Consider the following 20,130-nt stretch of genomic DNA (forward strand, 5'->3'; position numbering starts at 1 on the left):
AAAATTGAATACGTTACTGGTATGGAACACCAGAGACCCTTACCTGTATTTGCGGACAACTGATGATGGCAGACTTTTAGTTGGTGGCGCAGACAGTAAATACACATCAGCAAACTATTTGCAAAATAGCAAAGAAAAAAAATCGAAGGATTTGACGAAGCAATTAGAGGCGCTTATGCCTGGTATTCATTTTGTAGAAGATATAAGCTGGGCTGGGGTTTTCGGCTCCACAAAAGATGGACTGCCTTATATTGGCCCTCACCCCGATTTTAAAAATGCGCTTTTTGTTCTTGGTTTTGGTGGCAACGGTATTACGTTTTCAGTGCAGGGCCGAAAAATTATTACAGATATGTTGTGCGAAAAACCAAATGACATATCCTATTATTATCGATTTAAAAGATAAAAAATAAACTGATGAAAAAAGATAGTAAAAAAAGATAAGGCCTAAACAGTCTCAACAAAGACCCGGTAAAGAAAGCAGCCTTGCTCCTGTAGCCGAAACCAAGCCAAAGTCGTATTCCCCACGAGGAAAGCTTGCAGGCAAATCGGTGCTTATTACTGGTGGCGACAGTGGCATTGGAAAAGCAGTAGCTTTACTTTTTGCCAAAGAAGGCGCGGATATTTGTATAGCTTACTTAAATGAAGACAAGGACGCTAACGAAACAAAGGCTGAGGCAGAAATATTTGGTGGCGCTTGTGTTGTTATAAAAGGAGACCTCGGCAAAGAAGCCCATTGCAAAAAGGTTATTGAAAAAACTGTAAAACAATTAGGCAAAATCGATATTATAGTGAACAATGCAGGGCTGCATTGGGAAGCGGATTCCATTGAAGATATTACAACAGATCAGTTGATGAAAACTTTTCACTCAGACTTCTTTTCTTATTTCTGGGTTACAAAATATGCCATGAAGCATTTAAAAAAAGGATCTTGTATTATCAACACGGCATCTGTAACAGCTTATCGTGGAAGCCCGAAACTGATTGACTATTCCGCTACGAAAGGCGCAATCATTTCTTTTACACGAAGCCTTGCGACAAATCTTATAGAAAAAGGTATTCGAGTGAATGCGGTAGCACCCGGACCAATATGGACGCCATTGATCGCATCATCTTTTAGTAAAAAGAAAGTTTCGGAATTTGGCAGCGACGCTCCCATTAAACGCGCCGGCATGCCTAATGAAGTAGCACCGGCCTTTTTGTTTTTGGCCAGCGAGGACTCAAGTTATATCAGTGGCCAGGTGTTACATCCGAATGGTGGAGAAATTATTAATGGTTAATAAGAAAGCGGCTACAATATTATTGTAACCGCTTCAATTCTTTTTCAGATGTCATCTGATCGGCTAGCCCATAGGATATTGCATTTCAGAAGATAAACGATCTGTGATAATGCAATGCTTTTGTCCGTTGATCACTTCCTCATGCCATTGCCAATCATTAAGATTGATCAATACAGATCCTGATAAGTACTGAATGGCATCACCTGTAAATCTAATGGGGAACTCACTTGGCAAATCGCCACCGCTTAAGTTCCTTGGGTTGTTGGTTAGAGCGTTTCGCATATATTTAAAATTTAACTGTTATTTACTTTCCACATTTACAATCCCAAAAACAGTTGTAGATTTAGATATAAAGTTCAAAGGAATAATTTGATCCAGCCTTTCATCAACTCTCATCATCGTCATTTGTTGTATAACAAAACGCCTGCCATTTTGAAGAAAAAAGCAGGCGTTTGAAAATTATTTTTTTCGAAACAGTAAAAATAATCCTACTGCAACCAGCGCAATGAGGAAGAACGCCCACCACATGCCGGCTTTAAAAATACCTTCTACAACTTCACAACTTTGAAGCGTAAAAGAAAGAAATACAACGAGAAAGAATAAGGTTAAGTTTTTCATTGGATGGATTTAGAGGATTGAATAATATTTTTATTTTAAGACTTGTTTTAACGCTTGTACTTCCTGATGGGCCTGTAAAATATCGGCCCGCTGAGACAATATTAATTTTTTTGACTCCTCGTTCAATTCTTCTTCAGCTAATGCCTCGTCATATGCCCGAAGGGCAGTTTCTTCGCCAGTTTCACAACTTTCAAGGATCGCTTTACGATCTCCACCTGTAACTAAGGCTTTAAAATCCATCCATGCCCGGTATAATTTTCCAGCGCCCGAAGTACCCAATGCGGGCTCGCCATTAAACAATCCGATGAGTTTTTCCAATCCTTCATTGTAATCAACGCTGTTGTTGATCATTCGTTGAAACAGCGGTTTCAGGTCTTCTCCTTCTTCATCATTTAAACCCTCCAGCGCCTTTTCATAACCCGCGATCCTGTCGTTATTGATCTGAACCAAATCGTTTAAAATCTCTACCTGTTTATTAATATTAAGCGTATCCATAATTTATAAAATTGAAAATGTAAGTACAATCTGTTATTCTTCAAGTAGTGATCCCTCAATAGCCTCACCTATCGCTTTCACATCCTCTTCAGGAATTTGACCCCAGATCTGCTTCCACTCTTGATCATCTTTTCTGATTTGTGTTATTTCGTTTCCATGTATACGGCAATTATAAAAAGTCACTCCATCTGTTGTTTCCGATGTTAATACAAGCACTTCCTGAGATTGACCATTTACCACAGCCTGCACTGAAAACTCTCGTCCGTTATTATGTTCCATGTCTTTAATTTTTTATATTATCGTTAATTATTTACCAAGAAAGCCTAGCAACAGGCTATTCAACTCATTAGCATGCGTAACATTTAAACCGTGTGGCGCTCCTTCAATAGTATGATATTCATTATTAGCGATGCTCTTTGCGGCTTGCTCTGCTGATGTTTTAATAGGAACAATATTATCTGAATCGCCATGAACGATCAAAGTGGGAACTGTAACATTTTTAAGTTCCGGCCTGAAATCCGTTGTGGCCCAGGCTTCTGCCGCTTTCTGTGTCGCATTTTCAGATGCCCCTGAAGCGATAATAAAATCTGCATCCAAACGTCCCTCGCTAACACCTTTCTTTAGCAGGCTGTAATTGTAAAAATTCTTATGAAAATCTTTTAAGAATCCAACGCGATCTGTATTCAGCGCTTCAGTTATTTTATCCAATTCTTCCTGTGGAACACCGTCGGGATTGTCAGGCTTTTGGGGAACAAGGGGTATGATTGAAGCGATCAACGCAGCTTTTGAGATTTTATCAGCACCATATTTGGTAAGATAGCGAACCACTTCTCCCCGCCCATAGAAAAGCCTACCAAAGTAATACCGCTAAGTTGCAACTCATTTATTAGTGCATCCAAATCAGAAGCAAGCGTATCATAATCATATTTATTCCACTCTGTTTCCGATTTTCCAAATCCACGTCTATCATAAGCAATAACACGATATCCTGCATTTACCAATGCTGTAACCTGAAGGTCCCAGGAAGTATGGCTTAATGGCCAACCGTGTATCAGCACCACGGGTTTACCCGCTCCATGATCTTCATAAAATATCTTCACTTCTTTTGAACCCCTGGCATTTTTGATATAAGGCATATTAATACAAAATTTTAAATGATAAATATTAAAATAACAAAGCCAAATCTCTCTTTCCGTCATATTTCATCTGTCCTCCGTTATCTTTTCCTTAAATACCAAAACCACGCCAACTGTCTGATAGCTAATCTAAATTTTTTTAAAAGCCTTTATTCCTGTAAATTCCAGCCAATATAAAAGTAGCACGCAATTTGCATAAGCTATATTTTTGCCTAAAGCGTTATCTTAACCCTTTTGTGATAACTTTTTAGTTCTACAGACTGACAGTAATTTCTCACTTAGAAAAACATTTGTACTTGAGTAGCGTGGCACGTAAGATTTTAAAAATTGTACTTTGGGTTATAGCAAGTATTATTATGCTTGTAATTCTCGCTGCCGTATCCCTCACCATTCCATCCGTTCAAAACTTTGTCAAAAACAAAGTTGTATCCTATTTAAAAAAGAAAACTGATACGGAGATTAGCCTTGAACGTATAAGGATCAGTTTTCCGACAGGCTTGCAGCTTGATAAATTTTACATCGCAGACAAAAAGAATGATACTTTATTATATGCGGGTAAACTTGCTGTTCAGCTTGATATGATTGGCCTCATCAGAAGTCGCATCGCCATTAACAATATTGAACTGGATAAAGTGTACGCCAATGTTTATCGTAATAATCCTGACACGGTTTTTAACTATCAGTTCCTTGTAGACGCTTTTGTTTCAGCAGACAAGGAACCTGAAAAAACGCCTGACGATTCTACAGCGCCCTTGCAACTCCGCCTTGATAAAATCGCTTTTAATGATATCAGGCTAAAATTTAAAGATGATGTAGCCGGGAATGATGCCGGTGTTTCACTTGGTAAACTAAGCGCAAAAGTGGACAAGTTCGATCTCGAACAAATGCACTATGTATTGGACAAACTGGAACTCAACAACACACAATTACATTATTTTCAAACCAAGCCGTTAACCGTTCTTCAAGAAAAAGCAGATGCAGCTATCGACAGTACTGAAAAAGAATCGGGCGGCAGGCTTCCACTCATCGAAGTAAAAAACTTTGCATTTGGCGATATAGACCTGAAATATGACGATAGACTGTCGGATACGCGGGCATTTGTATTTCTTAAAACCTTCAACTTTAAAGATCTTTTGATTGATCTTACCAACGGCAAATATCAAACAAGTGAAGGCGAACTAAGTAATTCTATAATAGATTTCGCTTATCGCCCCACACCAGCAAATGAAGAAGCCATTGAAAAAGCAGCTGACAGCACGCAGGAATCCCCTTTTAGTCTTTATCTGAACAAGATCATACTGGCTAATAATACGATCAAATACAGTAATCTTTCTGCACCACGCGAAAAAGGTGTGATGGATTTTAATCATCTTAATATTAAAAACCTTGGCATAACAGGAGAAGATATAGCCATCGATAGCGCCGGTATAAAAGCAACGATCAATGGTGGTAAATTGGCTGATACCAGTGGATTTGTTTTGAATGAGCTACGCGGCAAAGTGATTTATGACGATAAGCAAATTAGTGTAGAAGACCTTTTGATCAAAACACCTAACACATTAATTGATAACAATACTTTAATTACTTATACATCGCAGGAAGATTTGACGAAACATCCGGAAAGAGTGGAGATGGAAATCACTTTCGATAATTCTGTATTAGGCCTTGCTGACGCGGCTTATTTTTCTTCTTCCGTACCATCGCATTACCAGGATGAGAAGCTAAATATGGCCGCTAAAGTTAAAGGCAAATTAAGCGACATTAATATCAGTAAACTACAACTAAAAGGACTTAAAAACACAAACATCGATATAACAGGAAGTATAAAAGGTCTTCCTAAAATTGACAATAGTTTTTTCAATATTAATATAGGCAAGTTCACTAGTTCTAAAACTGATCTGAATGCGCTGTTACCAAAAGGCACATTGCCGAATAGCATTGAGCTGCCCAATCAAATAGCAGCAAATGGAAAGTTTACAGGCACTATTAAAAAATTTGCAACCAATCTGAATGTCAAAACAGATATGGGCTCAGCAAAAATAGTAGCAGCAATGGGAGGCTCTTCTAAAAATCCATCTTACAAAGCGCGCCTCGATGTAAGTAAATTCAACGTAGGAAGATTATTGAAAAGAACGGACGTAGGAACCGTTAGCTTATTCATGGACGTTGCAGGATCGGGCACTTCGGCCCAAACGGCTAATGCAACAGTGAAAGGAACAATATATAGCGCCTACTATAATAAATATAATTATCAGAATATAAAATTGGATGGAAAGTATGCGAAGCAGGCATTACAATTGCAAACCAGCAGTACCGACTCCAACGCAAATTTTGATATTGCCGCCAACGTTAATATAGCTGGTAAATATCCTGCGATAAAAGGAACTATTGACTTAAAAAGAATTGATTTAGAGAAATTAAATTTTGCCACCTCTGAATTTAAAATTGCTGGCGTTACTACACTTGATTTCCCAACTGCGAGCCCGGATTACCTGAACGGAAACGCTCATATTTCAAGTTTGCAGGTAGCAACAGGAGGAAGAGTTATTAATATAGATACTATTAGTTTAAATGCTTTTGCCAGCGACTCAGCAAATAACCTACAACTTCATTCAGATATTATTGATGCGACTCTTGACGGCAAATACCAATTAACAAAATTGGGACAGGCATTTATTAATGAGATCAATAAATACTATGCTTTTGCGCCCGTTGAAAAAATCGCTCCACAAAAGATGCGCTTCAATGTTGTTGTGCATGATTCCAAATTATTGAAAGAATTCGTGCCATCCCTGTACACATTTTCTCCTTCTTATTTGAATGGTGTGATTGATACGGAAATGGACAGTCTGGTTGTAAATGCCAACTTCCCACATGTTATTTATGACAGCTTTGATGTAAAAAATGTTACGTTAAATATAAACAATGCAGATACGACACAATTGAATTATGCGCTGAATATTGCGAGCCTGGAAAGCCCGTCAATAAAGCTTTACAATTCATCCATAAACGGTAACGCAGCAAATAATATGCTTGGCGTAAATGTTTTTCTTCGTGATAGCAAGAATCAGGACAAATACGTTATCGGCGGAAATTTCAAAGTTAACGACGAAACCTACCAGTTTTCTTTAGACCCACAAAAGCTATTATTGAATTATGATAAATGGCAGGTAGCCGAAAACAACTTGCTTCAATACGGAAAAGCTGGTATTTATGTCCGCGATTTTGTTATTAACAACAGCGGCCAATCGCTTGCTATCAATAGTATTTCCGAAGCGCCCAACTCACCTGTAAAAATTGAGTTTAAGAACTTCATGCTTGAAACGCTTACACGATATGCAGAGCAGGACACGTCCCTGGTTGGTGGCACACTTAACGGAACTGTAGACGTAAAAAATATAGCTACCTCTCCACAATTTGAGGCCAACCTTACTGTTAATAAATTGCGTTATCAGAAAGATGAATTAGGGGATCTTAAAATACTTTCTGATAATTACACGCCCGATGCCTTTAAAGTTGACGTAGCGCTAACTGGATTACATGATGTTAGGGTAAATGGATTCTATTATACAACTGACAAAGGCTCGCTTGACATGGCAGTTAATATTAATAAGTTTGATCTGAAATATATAGAAAGCTTATCGGGTGGTCAGATCAAAGACGGAACCGGTATACTTTCCGGACAATTAACGGCAAAAGGTCCTTTAACAGCGCCCAGGGTATTGGGAGGATTAAGCTTTAAAAACGCAGGCTTAAACATTGCAACACTTAATTCTTATTTCAGGCTGAATAATGAATCCATCTCTTTTGTTGAAGAGGGCATCCGTTTTAATGACTTCACTTTGCGAGACTCTTCCAATCAGGCATTAACATTGAGTGGACTTGTGAAAACCACAGATTACTCCAACTTTGGTTTTGATCTGAAGCTACGGGCCAATAATTTCAGAGCGCTGAATTCTACTTCTGCTGATAACGAATTGTTTTATGGAAAAGTATTCCTGACAGTAAATGCGAATATTGGCGGAGATATGAATAAACCGGAAGTAACCGGTTCAGTTCGTATAAATAAAGATACTCGTTTCTTCTTTGCAATACCTGATGACGACCCGGGTGTAGTGGAACAGGATGGTATTGTAGAATTTGTAGATATGGATGCACCGCCTAATAACGGCCGCGAAGCCATAAATGTAGATAGTCTTACACGATCACCACTAAAAGGCATCAATCTTTCTATGAATTTGCAAACCGAGAAAGAAGCTGAAATTACCGTTGTGGTTGATCCTGCTAATGGAGATGCTTTATTAGTTAAGGGTGAAGCGGAACTTAATGTCACTATGGATCCAAGCGGTAAATTATCCATGACGGGGCGCTACCTGATTTCTGATGGTAATTATAATCTTTCGATTGGTGGTTTAGCAAAAAGAAAATTCACACTTCAACAAGGAAGTTATATAACATGGACGGGCTCGCCGACAGAGGCTAATATTAATATTACAGCGGTGTACAATATCAATACTGCTCCAATTGACCTGGTGGCAAATCAGATACAAGATCAACCACAATCCACGCAAACAACATACAGGCAAAAGCTTCCGTTTATTGTGTATTTAAAAATGACGGAACAGTTATTAAAACCAAAGATTGCATTTGAAATAACAATGCCTGAAAACGAAAAAAATGCATTTAATGGAATTGTATATACACGTCTTCAACAAGTAAACAGCAATGAAAGCGAACTAAATAAACAGGTGTTTGCATTATTGGCTTTGGGTAGGTTTGTGTCTGACAATCCATTTGAAAGCCTTTCTGGCGGCACTTCTCCGGAAATGCTGGCACGGCAAAGTGTAAGCCGTTTGCTAACACAACAACTGAACAATCTTGCGTCAGATCTGATCAAAGGTGTTGACCTTTCCTTTGGCCTTAATTCTGAGGAAGATTACAGCTCCGGATCGCAGGAAACAAGGACAGAGTTGGAAGTGGCTGTTTCAAGCGATTGCTGAATGACAGGCTTACAATAACTGTTGGCAGCGACTTTGCATTAGAAGGTGGAAAAAGAGACAACAGATCGGGATCGAATATTGCCGGCAATGTGAATATAGAATATTTATTATCGCGGGATGGACGCTACAGATTAAGAGCTTATCGCCGCAATCAATCAGATGTAATTCTCGAAGGCCAGATTATTGAAACAGGCCTGGGCTTTGCATTGGTAGTTGATTACAACGAATTCAAAGAAATATTTAACAGCCTGAAAAAGAGACAGCGACGCGAAGAAAGGCAAGCCAGGCGTGAAGAAAGAGATAACGACGATGATAAGTAAATAGTAGGATGATACTATTATAGTTTATAAGATTCAAAAAAATGATGCGAAATATTTACGGCATATTATTCTTTTCAGCGGCGGTAGCTTTCCTGAGCTCTTGCAGCACTACAAAACATCTAAAAGAAGGAGAAGTACTATATACTGGTGCCGACGTAACGGTTAATCCTGATAGTGCGATACAAGTATCAGGACAAAAAGACCTGCGCAGTACGCTTGAAGATAAGACCAGGCCAGAACCCAATAAAAAATACTCGGACTTAGATACAAACTTTTCTTCTACAACCTGGCCGGCGAACCTAAAAAACAAAAAGGATTAAAGTATTGGATGCGTACCAAACTTGGTGAACCGCCAGTATTAATGAGCGATGTTAAAATACAGAATAACATCAATGTATTACAAAGTTATCTGATCAGCAAAGGATATCTTCAAGCCAGCGTGAGCGGTGATACTGAGATTGAAGGAAAAAAGGACGTGCAAAGTACACTGCTATTACGAACGAACGTTACAAATTGAATGAAGTCAAATTCCCTACAGAACCAACCGCGCTGGAAAATATTATAAGAAGAAGTTCAGATAAAACGGTATTAAAGAAGGATGACTATTATGATATAGACGCCTTCTCTAACGAACGGGACCGCATAGACAATGAACTGAAAGAAAAAGGCTACTTCTTTTTTAATCCTGATTATATTATTATTAAAGTTGATAGTACCATCGGAGACAACAAAGTGAATGCGTATGTAAGAGTTAAAGATCTTACTCCGATTGAAGCATTAAAACCTTATCGCATCAACGATATTAATATTTATCCTAACTACAGCCTTAGAAGAGATTCAAGTATCAGGCAATCAGCCCCGATCGTTCATAACGACTTCAATATATATGATCCAAGAAACACTTATAAACCGCAACTATTTGACAGGCTGGTGTTCTTTGAAAAAGATGAGGTTTACAACCGCCACGATCATAGCCTGAGCCTTAACAGGCTGGTAAATATTGGTACTTTTCGCTATGTAAAAGCTGAATTTGCTCCGCTTGATACTTTAGAAAGTAGCTTGATGAATGCTAACTTCTATTTGACACCGCAAAAGAAAAGATCACTGTCGTTCCAGGTGACCGGCACAAGTAAATCCAACAATTTTGTAGGCTCGGAATTAAAGATCAGCAACACTAATAGAAATACTTTTCGTGGTGCAGAACAATTAATAACAACCTTAAGCGGTGGTTTTGAAACGCAGGTAAGTGGCGCTAAAACTAATTCCTACTCACTCGGAGCCAGTGCCCGTCTTGTGTTTCCCAGGCTGGTCTCTCCTATCGATTTCCAGAACGAACAAAACTCAGTTCCTAAAACACATATCTCACTTAGTGGTGAATTATTAAGCAGGGCATTATATTTTACAATGGTCTCAGGCAACCTGGAATATGGTTACACTTTTAAAGGAAGTCCCTATATTGAACACAATTTTAATCCATTTTCAATATCGTATGTACGTACACTTAGTACCACCGATAGTCTCGAAAAATTATTAACGGAGGTGCCTAGCTTAAGAGGCAACTATGAAAACCAGTTCATCTTCAGCACCAATTATAATTTTACTTACAGCGATCAGTTTAAAGAAGGTAAAAGAAACAATATTTATTTCTTAGGTTCGGTTGAAACAGCCGGAAATCTTGTCAACGCCTTCCTGAAAAAAATGACCAGGGCCAAAAAACGCTTTTCAATACAACGGTAAATCAGTTTGTAAGACTGGAAGCAGATTTCAGAGATTATTACAAAATAAAGCCACAGCTGGTTTTGGCTGGCCGCGCCAATATCGGTTATGGTATTCCTTATGGCAACAGTTCAGTGTTACCTTATGTAAGACAATTTTTCGCAGGAGGAAGCAATGATATCAGAGCATTCAGGGCACGCTCGCTTGGCCCAGGCACTTATAATTATGAAATCAATCCTGAAGAAAGCAGATACTTCGCTGACCAGGGTGGCGATATAAAAATGATGCTAAATGGCGAACTACGCGCTAAACTATTCAGCGTTATCCACGGTGCCGCATTTATTGATGCCGGTAATATATGGACTGCAAAAACAGACTCATCCAGACTCGGAAGCAAGTTTAACTTTGGCCGCTCCTTTAGTGAATTTGCAGTTGGCGGCGGTGTTGGTTTAAGAGTTGATGCAACAATATTTGTGATACGTTTTGACCTGGCAACTCCTTTTAGAAAACCCTGGTTACCAAAAGGCGAAAGATGGGTGTTTGATAAAATAAATTTCGGCGATCCAACCTGGCGCAAACAAAATTTAATTCTGAATATCGGTATCGGATATCCTTTCTAATTTTTCGAATCTGTTGATTCCATATAATAGAGAAATAATTTTTCTATCGACAGATTATTATGGCGTTATTCTTGAATGTAATTATCGGGTTATCAACAAATATTTGAAACTTCATGAAATACGCATTTAACAAATCAAAAAACATTTTCAGGCAAACCAAAGATCTGCTGATCGCATCTGCAAAAGGCTTTTCAGCAGATAAAGTACCTAAGTTAAGTTCTTCGCTCGCTTATTGTACTGTATTCTCAATGGCGCCCTTGCTGACCATTGTTATTGCATCTGCCAGTTTGATCTATAAAAAGGAAATTATAGAAGGCAAAATATTTGATGAAGTTATTAAGTTTACAGACGAACAAACTGCTAATCAAATTCAGAGCATGGTATCGCAGGCAAGCCTTAGCGGTAAAACAACGGTTGCGCTTATCATTGGTATTATTTCCTTAATAGTCGGTGCTACTGCAGTTTTCTTAGAAATACAAGATAGCTTAAACACCATCTGGAAAGTAAAGGCAAAGCCCAGAAAAGGCATCATGGGTTTATTATCCAACAGGCTCAAATCTTTTTCGCTCATTATTTCATTAGGCTTTTTATTATTAGTTTCACTCATATTGAACAGCATACTTGGAAGTGTTCAAACACGTTTTCAGGATTTAGTTCCCGTTGAATCAACTTGGTTGTTTTTTATTCTTAACAACGTTCTTACGTTTTCCGTGATCACTTTTTTGTTTGCTGTTATTTTCAAAGTATTGCCGGATGTCGTCATTAAATGGAAACCTGCATTTGTTGGAGCAGCATTTACCACTGTATTATTTGGCATAGGAAAATTTCTTATTGATCTATATATAACAAAAGCCAGTCCTGGCGCTATTTTCGGCGCAGCAGGTACAATAATTATTGTATTGCTTTGGGTGTACTATACAGCATTTATCTTATACTTTGGAGCAGAGTTCACACAAGTGTATGCAGAAAAATACAGCGTTGGCATTAAACCATCCAAATATGCTGTTCATATGGAAATTGTTGTAGAAGAGAAAAATGTTGGCGAACTACCCCCACAACACCCCGAATACACACAAGATTAAAAGAAACCTTTTGTTTTGAAATAAATCAAGTCTAATCTATGAGCGAAAAGGAAAAGATGTTAGCCGGGAAACCCTATAAATCTTTTGAAGATGAACTTTTCAACGAAAGGCAACACGCCAAGGATCTTATTTTCCAGATCAATACACTTCATCCTCATAAGGTTGATGAACGTAATAAAATATTGCGCACACTCTTAGGTATTACAGGCAATAATTTCCATATAGAACCACCCTTCTATTGTGATTATGGATATAATATTTTGGTTGGTGAAAATTTTTACTCAAATTACAACTGCACAATACTTGATTGCGCACTTGTTACGATAGGAAACAATGTATTATTAGGCCCAAATGTAGCATTATATACTGCAGGTCATCCTATACACCAAGAACCAAGAGATGAGGCTTTTGAATACGCATTTCCGATAACCATTGGCAATAGTGTTTGGATCGGCGGCAATACGGTTATCAATCCCGGCATCATCATTGGAGATAATAGTGTTATCGGCTCCGGAAGTGTGGTAAATAAAAATATTCCTTCAAACGTGATAGCAGTGGGTAACCCATGCAGCGTGTTACGCACCATTACTGAGGAAGACAAACAATATTATTTTAAGGATTTGAAGTTTTAGCTAACTTGGCATCATTATTCCAAACCGAATGAAAGCATCATGAAATGAGTAGCGTCCTTGCGAATTTCATAAGCTATAAAATTAATAATATGAAACATCGCATTCTTTATCTTCTCTTCTTTTTGAATATTATTACTTCCGGCTACGCTCAAGACTACAAAAAAGCTGCTGAGCAACAATTCTTACAGTACACTGATCTTATTATAAAAAAAGACTTCAGATCTGCTTCTGAATTTATTATTGAAGATATGTTTGAAATGATATCTAAAGAACAAATGATACTGGCAATGGAAAAAATATTCAACATGCCAGAATTTGAATTTAAGATTGATTCGCCGCAAGTACTTCAAATTAGCAATTCAAAAAAGTTGATACCGCTCACTTTCTAAAATTGAAATATTCGAATATCCTTCGCATGAAGTTTAATATAGATCAGGATTCTATAGCAAACGATTCTTCAATGACCGAAAACGAAATACTTACGCTGACGCTGCAATCAAAATTTGGAGAAGATAAGGTAAAGTTTAACCGGGCAACCGGCTATTACGACATTTATGCTGAAAAAGATGTCATCGCTAAATCACCCGATTTGAAGAAATGGAAGTTCATTGTAATGGATGAAGACAAAAAGCCATTCTTAAAAAAGATGGTTCCACAAGAAATGCTTGAATAATTTTTCCGATATTTCGGAAAAGAAATATTAATGATTGTAGCAAGCCAGACAAACGATACTCCCGCTAAAAAGAAAAAGTTTTACCAGGTATTGTATATACAGGTGTTGATTGCTATTATAATCGGATCGCTACTTGGATATTTTTATCCATCGTTGGGTGAAAGAATGAAACCGTTGGTGATGGATTTATTGCCCTCGTAAAAATGATCATAGCGCCGGTTATTTTTATTACCATCACGGTTGGCATCGCATCCATGAATGATATGAAAACTGTTGGTCGCGTCGCCGGAAAGGCTTTTATTTATTTTCTCAGTTTTTCTACTTTAGCCCTGATTATCGGGCTTATTGTAAGCAACATAGTTCAGCCCGGAAAAGGTTTAAATATTGATCCTGCCACATTACAGGCATCAAGCATTTCACAATACGTAAGCAAAGCGCATGACAGTTCACTGATCAATTTCATTCTGGAAATCATTCCCAAAACGTTGGTAAGCCCGCTTAGTGGCGACAATATTTTACAAATACTTGTAATCGCTATTTTACTTGGAATAGCCATTTCACAAACGATGCCCAAAAGCAAGCTGGTACTTGACTTCTTTGAAGCTTTAGCTCATCCGGTTTTTAAAATAGTTTCTATTTTAATGAAACTCGCTCCAATCGGAGCTTTTGGCGCTATTGCATATACCATCGGTAAATACGGCATCGAATCTATGGGTAACCTCGTTGCGCTGGTTGTTACTTTTTATGCTACGTCCCTATTCTTCGTAATCGTTGTATTAGGAGCCGTTGCCAGATATAACGTTTCAACATTTTCAAATTTTTAAAGTATATAAAAGATGAATTATTATTGGTATTAGGAACCAGTTCATCAGAAGCAGCATTACCAACACTTATGCAAAAGATGGAACATGCAGGTTGTGCCAAACCTATAGTTGGACTTGTGGTGCCTACAGGTTATTCATTTAACCTGGACGGAACAAATATTTATATGACATTAGCGGCTTTGTTCATTGCGCAGGCTTGTAATATTGATCTGTCATTACAAAGCCAGATTGTTTTATTGCTGGTAGCCATGTTAAGCTCCAAGGGTGCAGCAGGTGTTAGTGGCGCAGGTTTCATTACATTAGCGGCAACATTAGCTGTTGTACCCGATGTACCTATAGCGGGAATGACACTGATATTAGGCATTGACCGGTTTATGAGTGAATGCCGCGCCCTTACTAATATGGTAGGCAACGCAGTAGCTACAGTAGTTGTAGCCAGATGGGAAAATCAACTCGACAAAGAGCAATTAAATAAAGTTTTAAATTACAATAAGTAAAAAACACAAGAATGAAATCAAGTCACGAAATAGATTATGAAATTTTTGGTGAAGAAATGCAATATGTAAGCCTTGAACTTGACCCTCAGGAAACTGCCATTGCAGAGGCCGGAAGCTTTATGATGATGGATGAAGGTGTGGAAATGGCTACCATTTTTGGCGATGGAAGCCAGAGTGGACAAGGCGGCTTCTTAGGAAAATTAATGAGCGCCGGAAAGCGCATACTTACAGGTGAAAGCCTGTTTATGACGGCTTACACTAACATGAGCCATGGTAAGAAAAAAGTTTCCTTTGCATCTCCTTATCCGGGTAAAATTATTCCGCTCGATCTTTCAACATTTGGAGGAAAAGTAATTTGCCAGAAAGACGCTTTCCTATGCGCAGCTAAAGGTGTTTCTGTGGGAATTGAGTTTCAGCGCAGGCTGGGTACCGGCCTATTTGGCGGCGAAGGTTTTATTATGCAAAAACTGGAAGGCGATGGAATGTCTTTCGTACATGCGGGCGGACATGTTTTTCACAAAGACCTTCAAACCGGCGAGCGGCTTAGGGTAGATACCGGCTGTCTTGTAGGCTTCACGCAAAGTATTCGGTATGATATAGAAATGGTGCGCGGTATCAGAAATAAAATATTCGGAGGCGAAGGTTTTTTCTTTGCAACCCTTACCGGCCCAGGCAGAGTGTGGATACAAACATTACCCGTTAGCCGTCTTGCATCGCGCATACTTTCCTTCGCAACAACAAACCGAAAAGAAGAAGGTAGTATTTTAGGTGGACTTGGAAATTTGTTAGATGGAGATGGACGCTAAAATAAAGCTGAAGCATGTACTTATGTACAAGTGTGCGACGCAATACTGATGAATTATATTCATCAGCTGGCTTCAAAATCATTGCGGTTTATCTTCCTTCATGTCTACATAAACCACATTATATTTATTGCGTTTGCCACCTCTGAATTTTCTGTTTAAAAATATGCCGGCGCCTCCAATTCCTGTAGCAATAGCTACATTGCGGGTATTGCGCTTGTCAAGTAACGGATCGGCTTTTTGAATAAGCCCGTTAATAAGGTTTAAAGCGGTATAGCCAAGCCCGCCAATTGCCGCATATCTACCAAGTGTTCCCAGGTAGTTGTTTCGATAGGAAACCTTGGGCGTATATACGTATCTGATCGCTTTATAATGAAGTTGTAAAATGTAAGTGGTGACTGTATCGTAGCTAACTGTGCCGAAAACGTTGGTGTAGGCAGAGGTTGTAAAATATCTTAAATAAATGCTGTCGTTGGCAATCCGGTCTATTAATGCATCATAACGTCTTCCGTCTGTGGCCATAAACGATATGTTGATACCTGCGTAATAGTTTTTTACGGAAACGCCATTGCGCTTTTTACTGAAATAAAATCAGGTACCTGGGCCGAAGCCAACAGGGAGGATACAAGAAAGCAACAAATCAACAGCAGCCGTAACATTTGCGGTTAAAGATAAAGTATAAATACAATTGCTATCAATCAAAAATTGTTAAAGCAATAAAAAATTTCTAAGGAAGATCAATAAAAATTTTAAACCACATAGATTCATAGATATATCTTGATAAAGGAGCAAACATAAAAACACATAAGTTTTCTTTGACTGAAGACTATGTTCCACCTTTGGCGGAGTCTATACATCCCTTATACGGCGAAGTAAATGCTAGTACCTAATGTGGTTATATTTCTTGCGAAATAAATTATCTTGATGCAGTTCCTACAGCGTCATACGTTGTGCAAACTCGGGATTCAAGTAAGGCTTTAATTCAGAAAAAGGCACCCAAACATTTATTTCGCCATCCGCATAAGATGCAATTTCGTATGGTGAATAGAAAAAGCCTAATCCACTCGGTGATATATAGAAATTATCATTGGGCTTGAGCGTTTTCACAAAAAGCCTTTTATCAAGTGGTGTGGACGCTGGTACATTATACTGTTTCCTATAATTCTGCTCCAGCAATTGTTGCAGTATTACAGAATCGGCGTTTACCACATCTTTGAGGGAAAGTTGTTTATGGCCTTTAATATCAAAACAATACATAGACGTTCCATAATTGCCATGCGCGCCGCCCGTATAAGCATAATTGAACATGCTTAATACAAGGTAACCATTTTGATTATAAATAACATTGCCGAGTGTTTCGTACTCTCTATTTAAGAAATAATGTGGCCCGTCATCACCCACCCCAACAATACTGCTGTCCACTTCAGCCGCATAACCGTTTACATCATTTTTCACCAAAGCAGTTACTGTTTGTTGCAAAGAAAGGCCTTGTAGCTTTTTATTATCATTATCAATAATGCTTTTGATCCTACTATTTAGCCAATCCGCATTCTCGTTTTTATCAACAGCTGCAACCACTGTAACAGCGGTTTTAAGTGTTGGTGTATCAGTTTTAAATTTTGTGTAATTGGCCGAATCGATCAAACCAACGGCTATCAGTTTAACGGAGTCATTACGGGTTGCTTCTTTCAGTTCTATAGGATAAGAAACTTTGCCATCACCGCTGGTCCAGGTACCTTTAAGGCCTTCGTTAGAGACGGCCATTGATAACTGCGCTGATTTATCCGATACAGGATTTGTTACTTCAATGAGGTAAATGCTGTCTTTACTGGTTTTCTCCCAATTTCTCGACAGGAAAATAGTCTGCCCTTGGTCTACATAATAATAATTGGCATCAACCCTGCTACCAGCTTTCATCATGTTCAAAACAACAGGTTTGCCTGCAATTGTGCCTTCTAAAGTTTTAAAAACATAGGCATCGGTTAAACTTTGATGTATAGTGCTTGTGCTATCATTTACCGCTGTATCAGCATTAGCAGATTTTTTGTCTTCATTTTTACAGGCAGCGAAGGTCAGCAGTAAAATTGCCAAAGCAAATATTCGGTTGTTCATATTATAAGGTTTGGTGGTTGTCTAAACCGCTATTTCTCACATAAAATTTCATGCCATAATTCTAAGTTCAGTAATTTGGCGGCACAAGTCCTCAAAATTACAACCGGCTTGTCTATTTTTAATTTTATAAAAAATATTTTTTGTTTACCAGCTTTAGAATATATCTCAGCGATATTGTGCCTGTCCGCCGTGGCGGATCACTCCCTTCATCGTTCTGTACAAATCTCATCAGGTTAGTTGCTGCATTATGTTTATTAATAATACCGGCTTTTGCTCTCTCGCAGCAAATGCCGCAAGATACAGTAAAAGCTTTATCAGAAGTGACGGTACAGGCTTTTGGCCAACATAGAACCCAAGCCACAGCAATTGTAACAACAATTGATTATACCTCCCGCAGCAATAAAATGTCTTTGGTTAACGACTTAAATGCCGTTCCCGGCGTCAGAATGGAAGAGCGCTCGCCGGGAAGCTATCGTATTAATATGCGCGGCAGTTCGTTGCGTTCGCCTTTTGGCGTCAGAAATGTGAAAGTCTATTGGAACAATCTTCCTTTTACGGATCCGGGTGGCAACACCTATTTTAACCAGCTGGCGTTTAATAATTTTTCATCAATAGAATTGTTCAAAGGGCCTGTAGCCAGTATGTATGGAGCCGGGACGGGCGGCCTTATTCTGATTAACAATGATATCAAACAAAACAGTAGTGCTTCATTAGAATATATTGGAGGAAGCTATAATCTTCAAACGGTGCTGGCTTCCGCCAATTGGAACGTTGGGAGGCTTAGCAGCAAAGTGACCTATGCGCATAATGGATCAGATGGCTTTAGAGAACAGTCAAAGCTGCGCCGCGATAATGTATCCTGGACATCCGTTTTCAATATCAATAAGAAGCAAAAGCTTTCAGCATCTTTGCTTTCCACGGATATGTATTATCAAACGCCGGGAGCGCTTACTTTAAAGGAGTTTGAAGCTAATCCCCGTGCGGCTCGTCCTGCTGCCGGAACATTCCCTTCTGCAATGGATGCCAGGGCTGCTATTTTTCAGAAAAACTTCTTGGCTGGAATTACATATACAAACAATATTTCTTCCGTCTTTTCAAATGTTACATCCATTTATGGCGCCTATACCAGTTTAAAAAATAGCGCCGTAAGAAATTACGAAACCCGCAACGAGCCTCATTTTGGTGGACGAACGGCATTCCGATTCAATAAAAAGCTAAATGAAACCTTTAGTATAGATTGGAATACAGGTGCGGAAGTACAACAAGGAAATTTTAATATCGCCGTGCGAGGCAATCGAAATGGACAACCTGACACTTTGCAAACTAACGATGATGTGAACACTTTACTTTATAATTTATTTACGCAAGCCACACTATCGCAGTCTTCGAAATGGTTTTACACCGCTGGCATTGGTTATAACAAAAGCAGATTAAAATTCAACCGGTTGAGCGATACACCTGGCTTGCAACAACCTTTTGCTTTTAGTAGTGAGTTGGCTCCACGTTTTACGGTAATGAGAAAGTTCAGTAATGATCTTTCGTTGCTTGCTTCGGTTGCTAAAGGATTCTCTCCACCAACTGTTGCCGAATTATTGCCATCTACCGGAGTCATCAATACAAACCTGAACGCAGAACGGGGCTGGAATTATGAATTAACTATAAGGAAATATTTACTGAGCAGCAAACTATATATGGAAGCTACTGGTTTTTATTTTGATCTGGAAAATGCGTTGGTACAGTTAAGAGATGAAACTGGTGCAGATTATTTTGTGAATGCAGGCCGTAACCGGCAGAAAGGATTAGAGCTAAGTGCATCGTACATTTTTTTACCAACAGAACAGAGCTTTATTAAATACGGGTCGGTAAAAGGGGGATACTCATATAATAATTTTATGTACAAATATTTTTCAGGTGTGAATGGTGATTTCTCAGGAAATAGGCTGCCAGGCGTTCCGCGAAGTACTTTAGCATTGGCGACGGATATGCACTTTAAAAGGGGCATTTACATAAACAGCACTTACTACGGAGCCTCATCCATTTTTTTAAACGACGCTAATACTGTGTCAGCAAAACCGTATCATTTAATCACAGCTAAATTAGGCTATGACTTTTGTATTAAGAAAATTGGACTGAATCTTTACGTCGGAGCGGACAACCTGCTGAATGAGAATTATAGTTTAGGTAATGATATCAATGCTGTAGGTGGCAGATTTTACAATGCCGCCCTACGCAGGAATTATTATGCGGGGGCGGTGATTCAATTTGGACAAAAAGCTAAGCTACTTTAAATCAAGTTTCAGATGTTCATTACTCCTAATAAAAATA

Annotated in this window: 22 protein-coding genes and 2 pseudogenes; 16 read left to right on the plus strand and 8 right to left on the minus strand. The window is 38.7% G+C overall.

Annotated features, from left to right (window positions below):
* Positions 1 to 4 precede the first annotated feature (4 nt).
* Positions 5 to 403, plus strand: a complete 399-nt coding sequence (locus MKP09_RS26435) for an NAD(P)/FAD-dependent oxidoreductase (protein ID WP_262915443.1) — start codon at positions 5 to 7, stop codon at positions 401 to 403.
* A gap of 34 nt (positions 404 to 437) precedes the next feature.
* Entirely contained in the window at positions 438 to 1,277 is an 840-nt protein-coding gene (locus MKP09_RS16560; protein WP_449587069.1) for an SDR family oxidoreductase, read from the plus strand.
* Positions 1,278 to 1,340: 63 nt separating this feature from the next.
* Here the strand turns inward: MKP09_RS16560 and MKP09_RS16565 are convergent, their stop codons facing one another.
* From MKP09_RS16565 to MKP09_RS16590, 6 genes are all read right to left on the minus strand, one after another.
* Entirely contained in the window at positions 1,341 to 1,559 is a 219-nt protein-coding gene (locus MKP09_RS16565) for a hypothetical protein (protein WP_240831300.1), read from the minus strand.
* 177 nt (positions 1,560 to 1,736) lie between these two features.
* Positions 1,737 to 1,895 carry a hypothetical protein gene (locus tag MKP09_RS16570; protein ID WP_240831302.1) on the minus strand — a complete coding sequence of 53 codons (159 nt, stop codon included), beginning with the start codon at positions 1,893 to 1,895 and terminating at the stop codon, positions 1,737 to 1,739.
* Positions 1,896 to 1,925: 30 nt separating this feature from the next.
* Positions 1,926 to 2,390: a ferritin-like domain-containing protein gene (locus MKP09_RS16575; protein ID WP_240831303.1), complete on the minus strand. Its 465-nt coding sequence runs from the start codon at positions 2,388 to 2,390 to the stop codon at positions 1,926 to 1,928.
* A gap of 33 nt (positions 2,391 to 2,423) precedes the next feature.
* Complete coding sequence (locus MKP09_RS16580; protein ID WP_240831306.1) at positions 2,424 to 2,669, minus strand: hypothetical protein; 246 nt, start codon at positions 2,667 to 2,669, stop codon at positions 2,424 to 2,426.
* 27 nt (positions 2,670 to 2,696) lie between these two features.
* Complete coding sequence (locus MKP09_RS16585) at positions 2,697 to 3,167, minus strand: alpha/beta fold hydrolase (RefSeq protein WP_240831310.1); 471 nt, start codon at positions 3,165 to 3,167, stop codon at positions 2,697 to 2,699.
* A complete protein-coding gene (locus tag MKP09_RS16590) occupies positions 3,164 to 3,526 on the minus strand; it encodes an alpha/beta fold hydrolase (protein WP_240831312.1) in 363 nt (120 codons plus the stop codon). The genes MKP09_RS16585 and MKP09_RS16590 overlap by 4 nt, the downstream gene beginning before the upstream one ends.
* A gap of 356 nt (positions 3,527 to 3,882) precedes the next feature.
* Between MKP09_RS16590 and MKP09_RS28675 the strand changes: the two are divergent.
* The 13 genes and pseudogenes from MKP09_RS28675 to MKP09_RS16645 all read left to right on the plus strand — a co-directional run bounded on the left by MKP09_RS28675 (position 3,883) and on the right by MKP09_RS16645 (position 15,696).
* Positions 3,883 to 8,846 (plus strand): annotated as a pseudogene (locus tag MKP09_RS28675) (translocation/assembly module TamB domain-containing protein).
* A 41-nt stretch (positions 8,847 to 8,887) separates the two neighbouring features.
* On the plus strand, positions 8,888 to 9,166 hold the full coding sequence (locus tag MKP09_RS16600) for a hypothetical protein (protein WP_240831314.1): 279 nt from the start codon (positions 8,888 to 8,890) through the stop codon (positions 9,164 to 9,166).
* Between the two features lie 8 nt (positions 9,167 to 9,174).
* A complete protein-coding gene (locus tag MKP09_RS16605; RefSeq protein ID WP_240831317.1) occupies positions 9,175 to 9,363 on the plus strand; it encodes a hypothetical protein in 189 nt (62 codons plus the stop codon).
* Positions 9,360 to 10,583, plus strand: coding sequence for a BamA/TamA family outer membrane protein (locus tag MKP09_RS16610; protein ID WP_240831319.1), 1,224 nt, complete (start codon positions 9,360 to 9,362; stop codon positions 10,581 to 10,583). The genes MKP09_RS16605 and MKP09_RS16610 overlap by 4 nt, the downstream gene beginning before the upstream one ends.
* 11 nt (positions 10,584 to 10,594) lie before the next feature.
* Positions 10,595 to 11,182: pseudogene (locus MKP09_RS16615) on the plus strand (BamA/TamA family outer membrane protein); the annotation flags it as partial.
* A gap of 113 nt (positions 11,183 to 11,295) precedes the next feature.
* Complete coding sequence (locus MKP09_RS16620) at positions 11,296 to 12,264, plus strand: YihY/virulence factor BrkB family protein (RefSeq protein ID WP_240831322.1); 969 nt, start codon at positions 11,296 to 11,298, stop codon at positions 12,262 to 12,264.
* 38 nt (positions 12,265 to 12,302) lie between these two features.
* Positions 12,303 to 12,896 carry a sugar O-acetyltransferase gene (locus tag MKP09_RS16625; RefSeq protein WP_240831324.1) on the plus strand — a complete coding sequence of 198 codons (594 nt, stop codon included), beginning with the start codon at positions 12,303 to 12,305 and terminating at the stop codon, positions 12,894 to 12,896.
* 89 nt (positions 12,897 to 12,985) lie between these two features.
* A complete protein-coding gene (locus MKP09_RS16630; protein WP_240831327.1) occupies positions 12,986 to 13,285 on the plus strand; it encodes a hypothetical protein in 300 nt (99 codons plus the stop codon).
* A gap of 26 nt (positions 13,286 to 13,311) precedes the next feature.
* Complete coding sequence (locus MKP09_RS16635) at positions 13,312 to 13,569, plus strand: hypothetical protein (RefSeq protein ID WP_240831329.1); 258 nt, start codon at positions 13,312 to 13,314, stop codon at positions 13,567 to 13,569.
* A 30-nt stretch (positions 13,570 to 13,599) separates the two neighbouring features.
* A complete protein-coding gene (locus MKP09_RS27480) occupies positions 13,600 to 13,770 on the plus strand; it encodes a hypothetical protein (RefSeq protein ID WP_317235369.1) in 171 nt (56 codons plus the stop codon).
* Between the two features lie 2 nt (positions 13,771 to 13,772).
* Entirely contained in the window at positions 13,773 to 14,393 is a 621-nt protein-coding gene (locus MKP09_RS27485; RefSeq protein ID WP_317235370.1) for a cation:dicarboxylate symporter family transporter, read from the plus strand.
* 23 nt (positions 14,394 to 14,416) lie between these two features.
* A complete protein-coding gene (locus tag MKP09_RS27490) occupies positions 14,417 to 14,890 on the plus strand; it encodes a cation:dicarboxylate symporter family transporter (protein WP_317235371.1) in 474 nt (157 codons plus the stop codon).
* Between the two features lie 11 nt (positions 14,891 to 14,901).
* Positions 14,902 to 15,696: a TIGR00266 family protein gene (locus MKP09_RS16645; RefSeq protein ID WP_240831333.1), complete on the plus strand. Its 795-nt coding sequence runs from the start codon at positions 14,902 to 14,904 to the stop codon at positions 15,694 to 15,696.
* 78 nt (positions 15,697 to 15,774) lie between these two features.
* Here MKP09_RS16645 and MKP09_RS16650 read toward each other — a convergent pair whose 3' ends face one another.
* Both MKP09_RS16650 and MKP09_RS16655 read right to left on the minus strand, forming a co-directional pair.
* Positions 15,775 to 16,215 carry a hypothetical protein gene (locus MKP09_RS16650; RefSeq protein WP_240831335.1) on the minus strand — a complete coding sequence of 147 codons (441 nt, stop codon included), beginning with the start codon at positions 16,213 to 16,215 and terminating at the stop codon, positions 15,775 to 15,777.
* A gap of 411 nt (positions 16,216 to 16,626) precedes the next feature.
* Positions 16,627 to 17,805: a DUF3298 and DUF4163 domain-containing protein gene (locus MKP09_RS16655; protein WP_240831338.1), complete on the minus strand. Its 1,179-nt coding sequence runs from the start codon at positions 17,803 to 17,805 to the stop codon at positions 16,627 to 16,629.
* Positions 17,806 to 17,945: 140 nt separating this feature from the next.
* On the opposite strand from MKP09_RS16655, the gene MKP09_RS16660 reads away from it, so the two are divergent.
* On the plus strand, positions 17,946 to 20,093 hold the full coding sequence (locus MKP09_RS16660) for a TonB-dependent receptor (protein WP_240831340.1): 2,148 nt from the start codon (positions 17,946 to 17,948) through the stop codon (positions 20,091 to 20,093).
* The last annotated feature ends 37 nt before the right edge of the window (positions 20,094 to 20,130 follow it).

It is taken from the genome of Paraniabella ginsengisoli (assembly GCF_022513635.1).
Classification (GTDB): domain Bacteria; phylum Bacteroidota; class Bacteroidia; order Chitinophagales; family Chitinophagaceae; genus Niabella; species Niabella ginsengisoli.

What these genes read in the sequence shown, in the direction of transcription:
- MKP09_RS16580 (WP_240831306.1), bottom strand. Translation starts at nt 2,669, where the DNA reads ATGGAACATAATAACGGACGAGAGTTTTCAGTGCAGGCTGTGGTAAAT.
- MKP09_RS16575 (WP_240831303.1), bottom strand. Translation starts at nt 2,390, where the DNA reads ATGGATACGCTTAATATTAATAAACAGGTAGAGATTTTAAACGATTTG.
- MKP09_RS16645 (WP_240831333.1), top strand. Translation starts at nt 14,902, where the DNA reads ATGAAATCAAGTCACGAAATAGATTATGAAATTTTTGGTGAAGAAATG.
- MKP09_RS16635 (WP_240831329.1), top strand. Translation starts at nt 13,312, where the DNA reads ATGAAGTTTAATATAGATCAGGATTCTATAGCAAACGATTCTTCAATG.
- MKP09_RS16630 (WP_240831327.1), top strand. Translation starts at nt 12,986, where the DNA reads ATGAAACATCGCATTCTTTATCTTCTCTTCTTTTTGAATATTATTACT.
- MKP09_RS16650 (WP_240831335.1), bottom strand. Translation starts at nt 16,215, where the DNA reads ATGGCCACAGACGGAAGACGTTATGATGCATTAATAGACCGGATTGCC.
- MKP09_RS16655 (WP_240831338.1), bottom strand. Translation starts at nt 17,805, where the DNA reads ATGAACAACCGAATATTTGCTTTGGCAATTTTACTGCTGACCTTCGCT.
- MKP09_RS16605 (WP_240831317.1), top strand. Translation starts at nt 9,175, where the DNA reads ATGCGTACCAAACTTGGTGAACCGCCAGTATTAATGAGCGATGTTAAA.
- MKP09_RS16590 (WP_240831312.1), bottom strand. Translation starts at nt 3,526, where the DNA reads ATGCCTTATATCAAAAATGCCAGGGGTTCAAAAGAAGTGAAGATATTT.
- MKP09_RS16625 (WP_240831324.1), top strand. Translation starts at nt 12,303, where the DNA reads ATGAGCGAAAAGGAAAAGATGTTAGCCGGGAAACCCTATAAATCTTTT.
- MKP09_RS16570 (WP_240831302.1), bottom strand. Translation starts at nt 1,895, where the DNA reads ATGAAAAACTTAACCTTATTCTTTCTCGTTGTATTTCTTTCTTTTACG.
- MKP09_RS16565 (WP_240831300.1), bottom strand. Translation starts at nt 1,559, where the DNA reads ATGCGAAACGCTCTAACCAACAACCCAAGGAACTTAAGCGGTGGCGAT.
- MKP09_RS16620 (WP_240831322.1), top strand. Translation starts at nt 11,296, where the DNA reads ATGAAATACGCATTTAACAAATCAAAAAACATTTTCAGGCAAACCAAA.
- MKP09_RS16600 (WP_240831314.1), top strand. Translation starts at nt 8,888, where the DNA reads ATGATGCGAAATATTTACGGCATATTATTCTTTTCAGCGGCGGTAGCT.
- MKP09_RS27480 (WP_317235369.1), top strand. Translation starts at nt 13,600, where the DNA reads ATGATTGTAGCAAGCCAGACAAACGATACTCCCGCTAAAAAGAAAAAG.
- MKP09_RS27485 (WP_317235370.1), top strand. Translation starts at nt 13,773, where the DNA reads ATGATCATAGCGCCGGTTATTTTTATTACCATCACGGTTGGCATCGCA.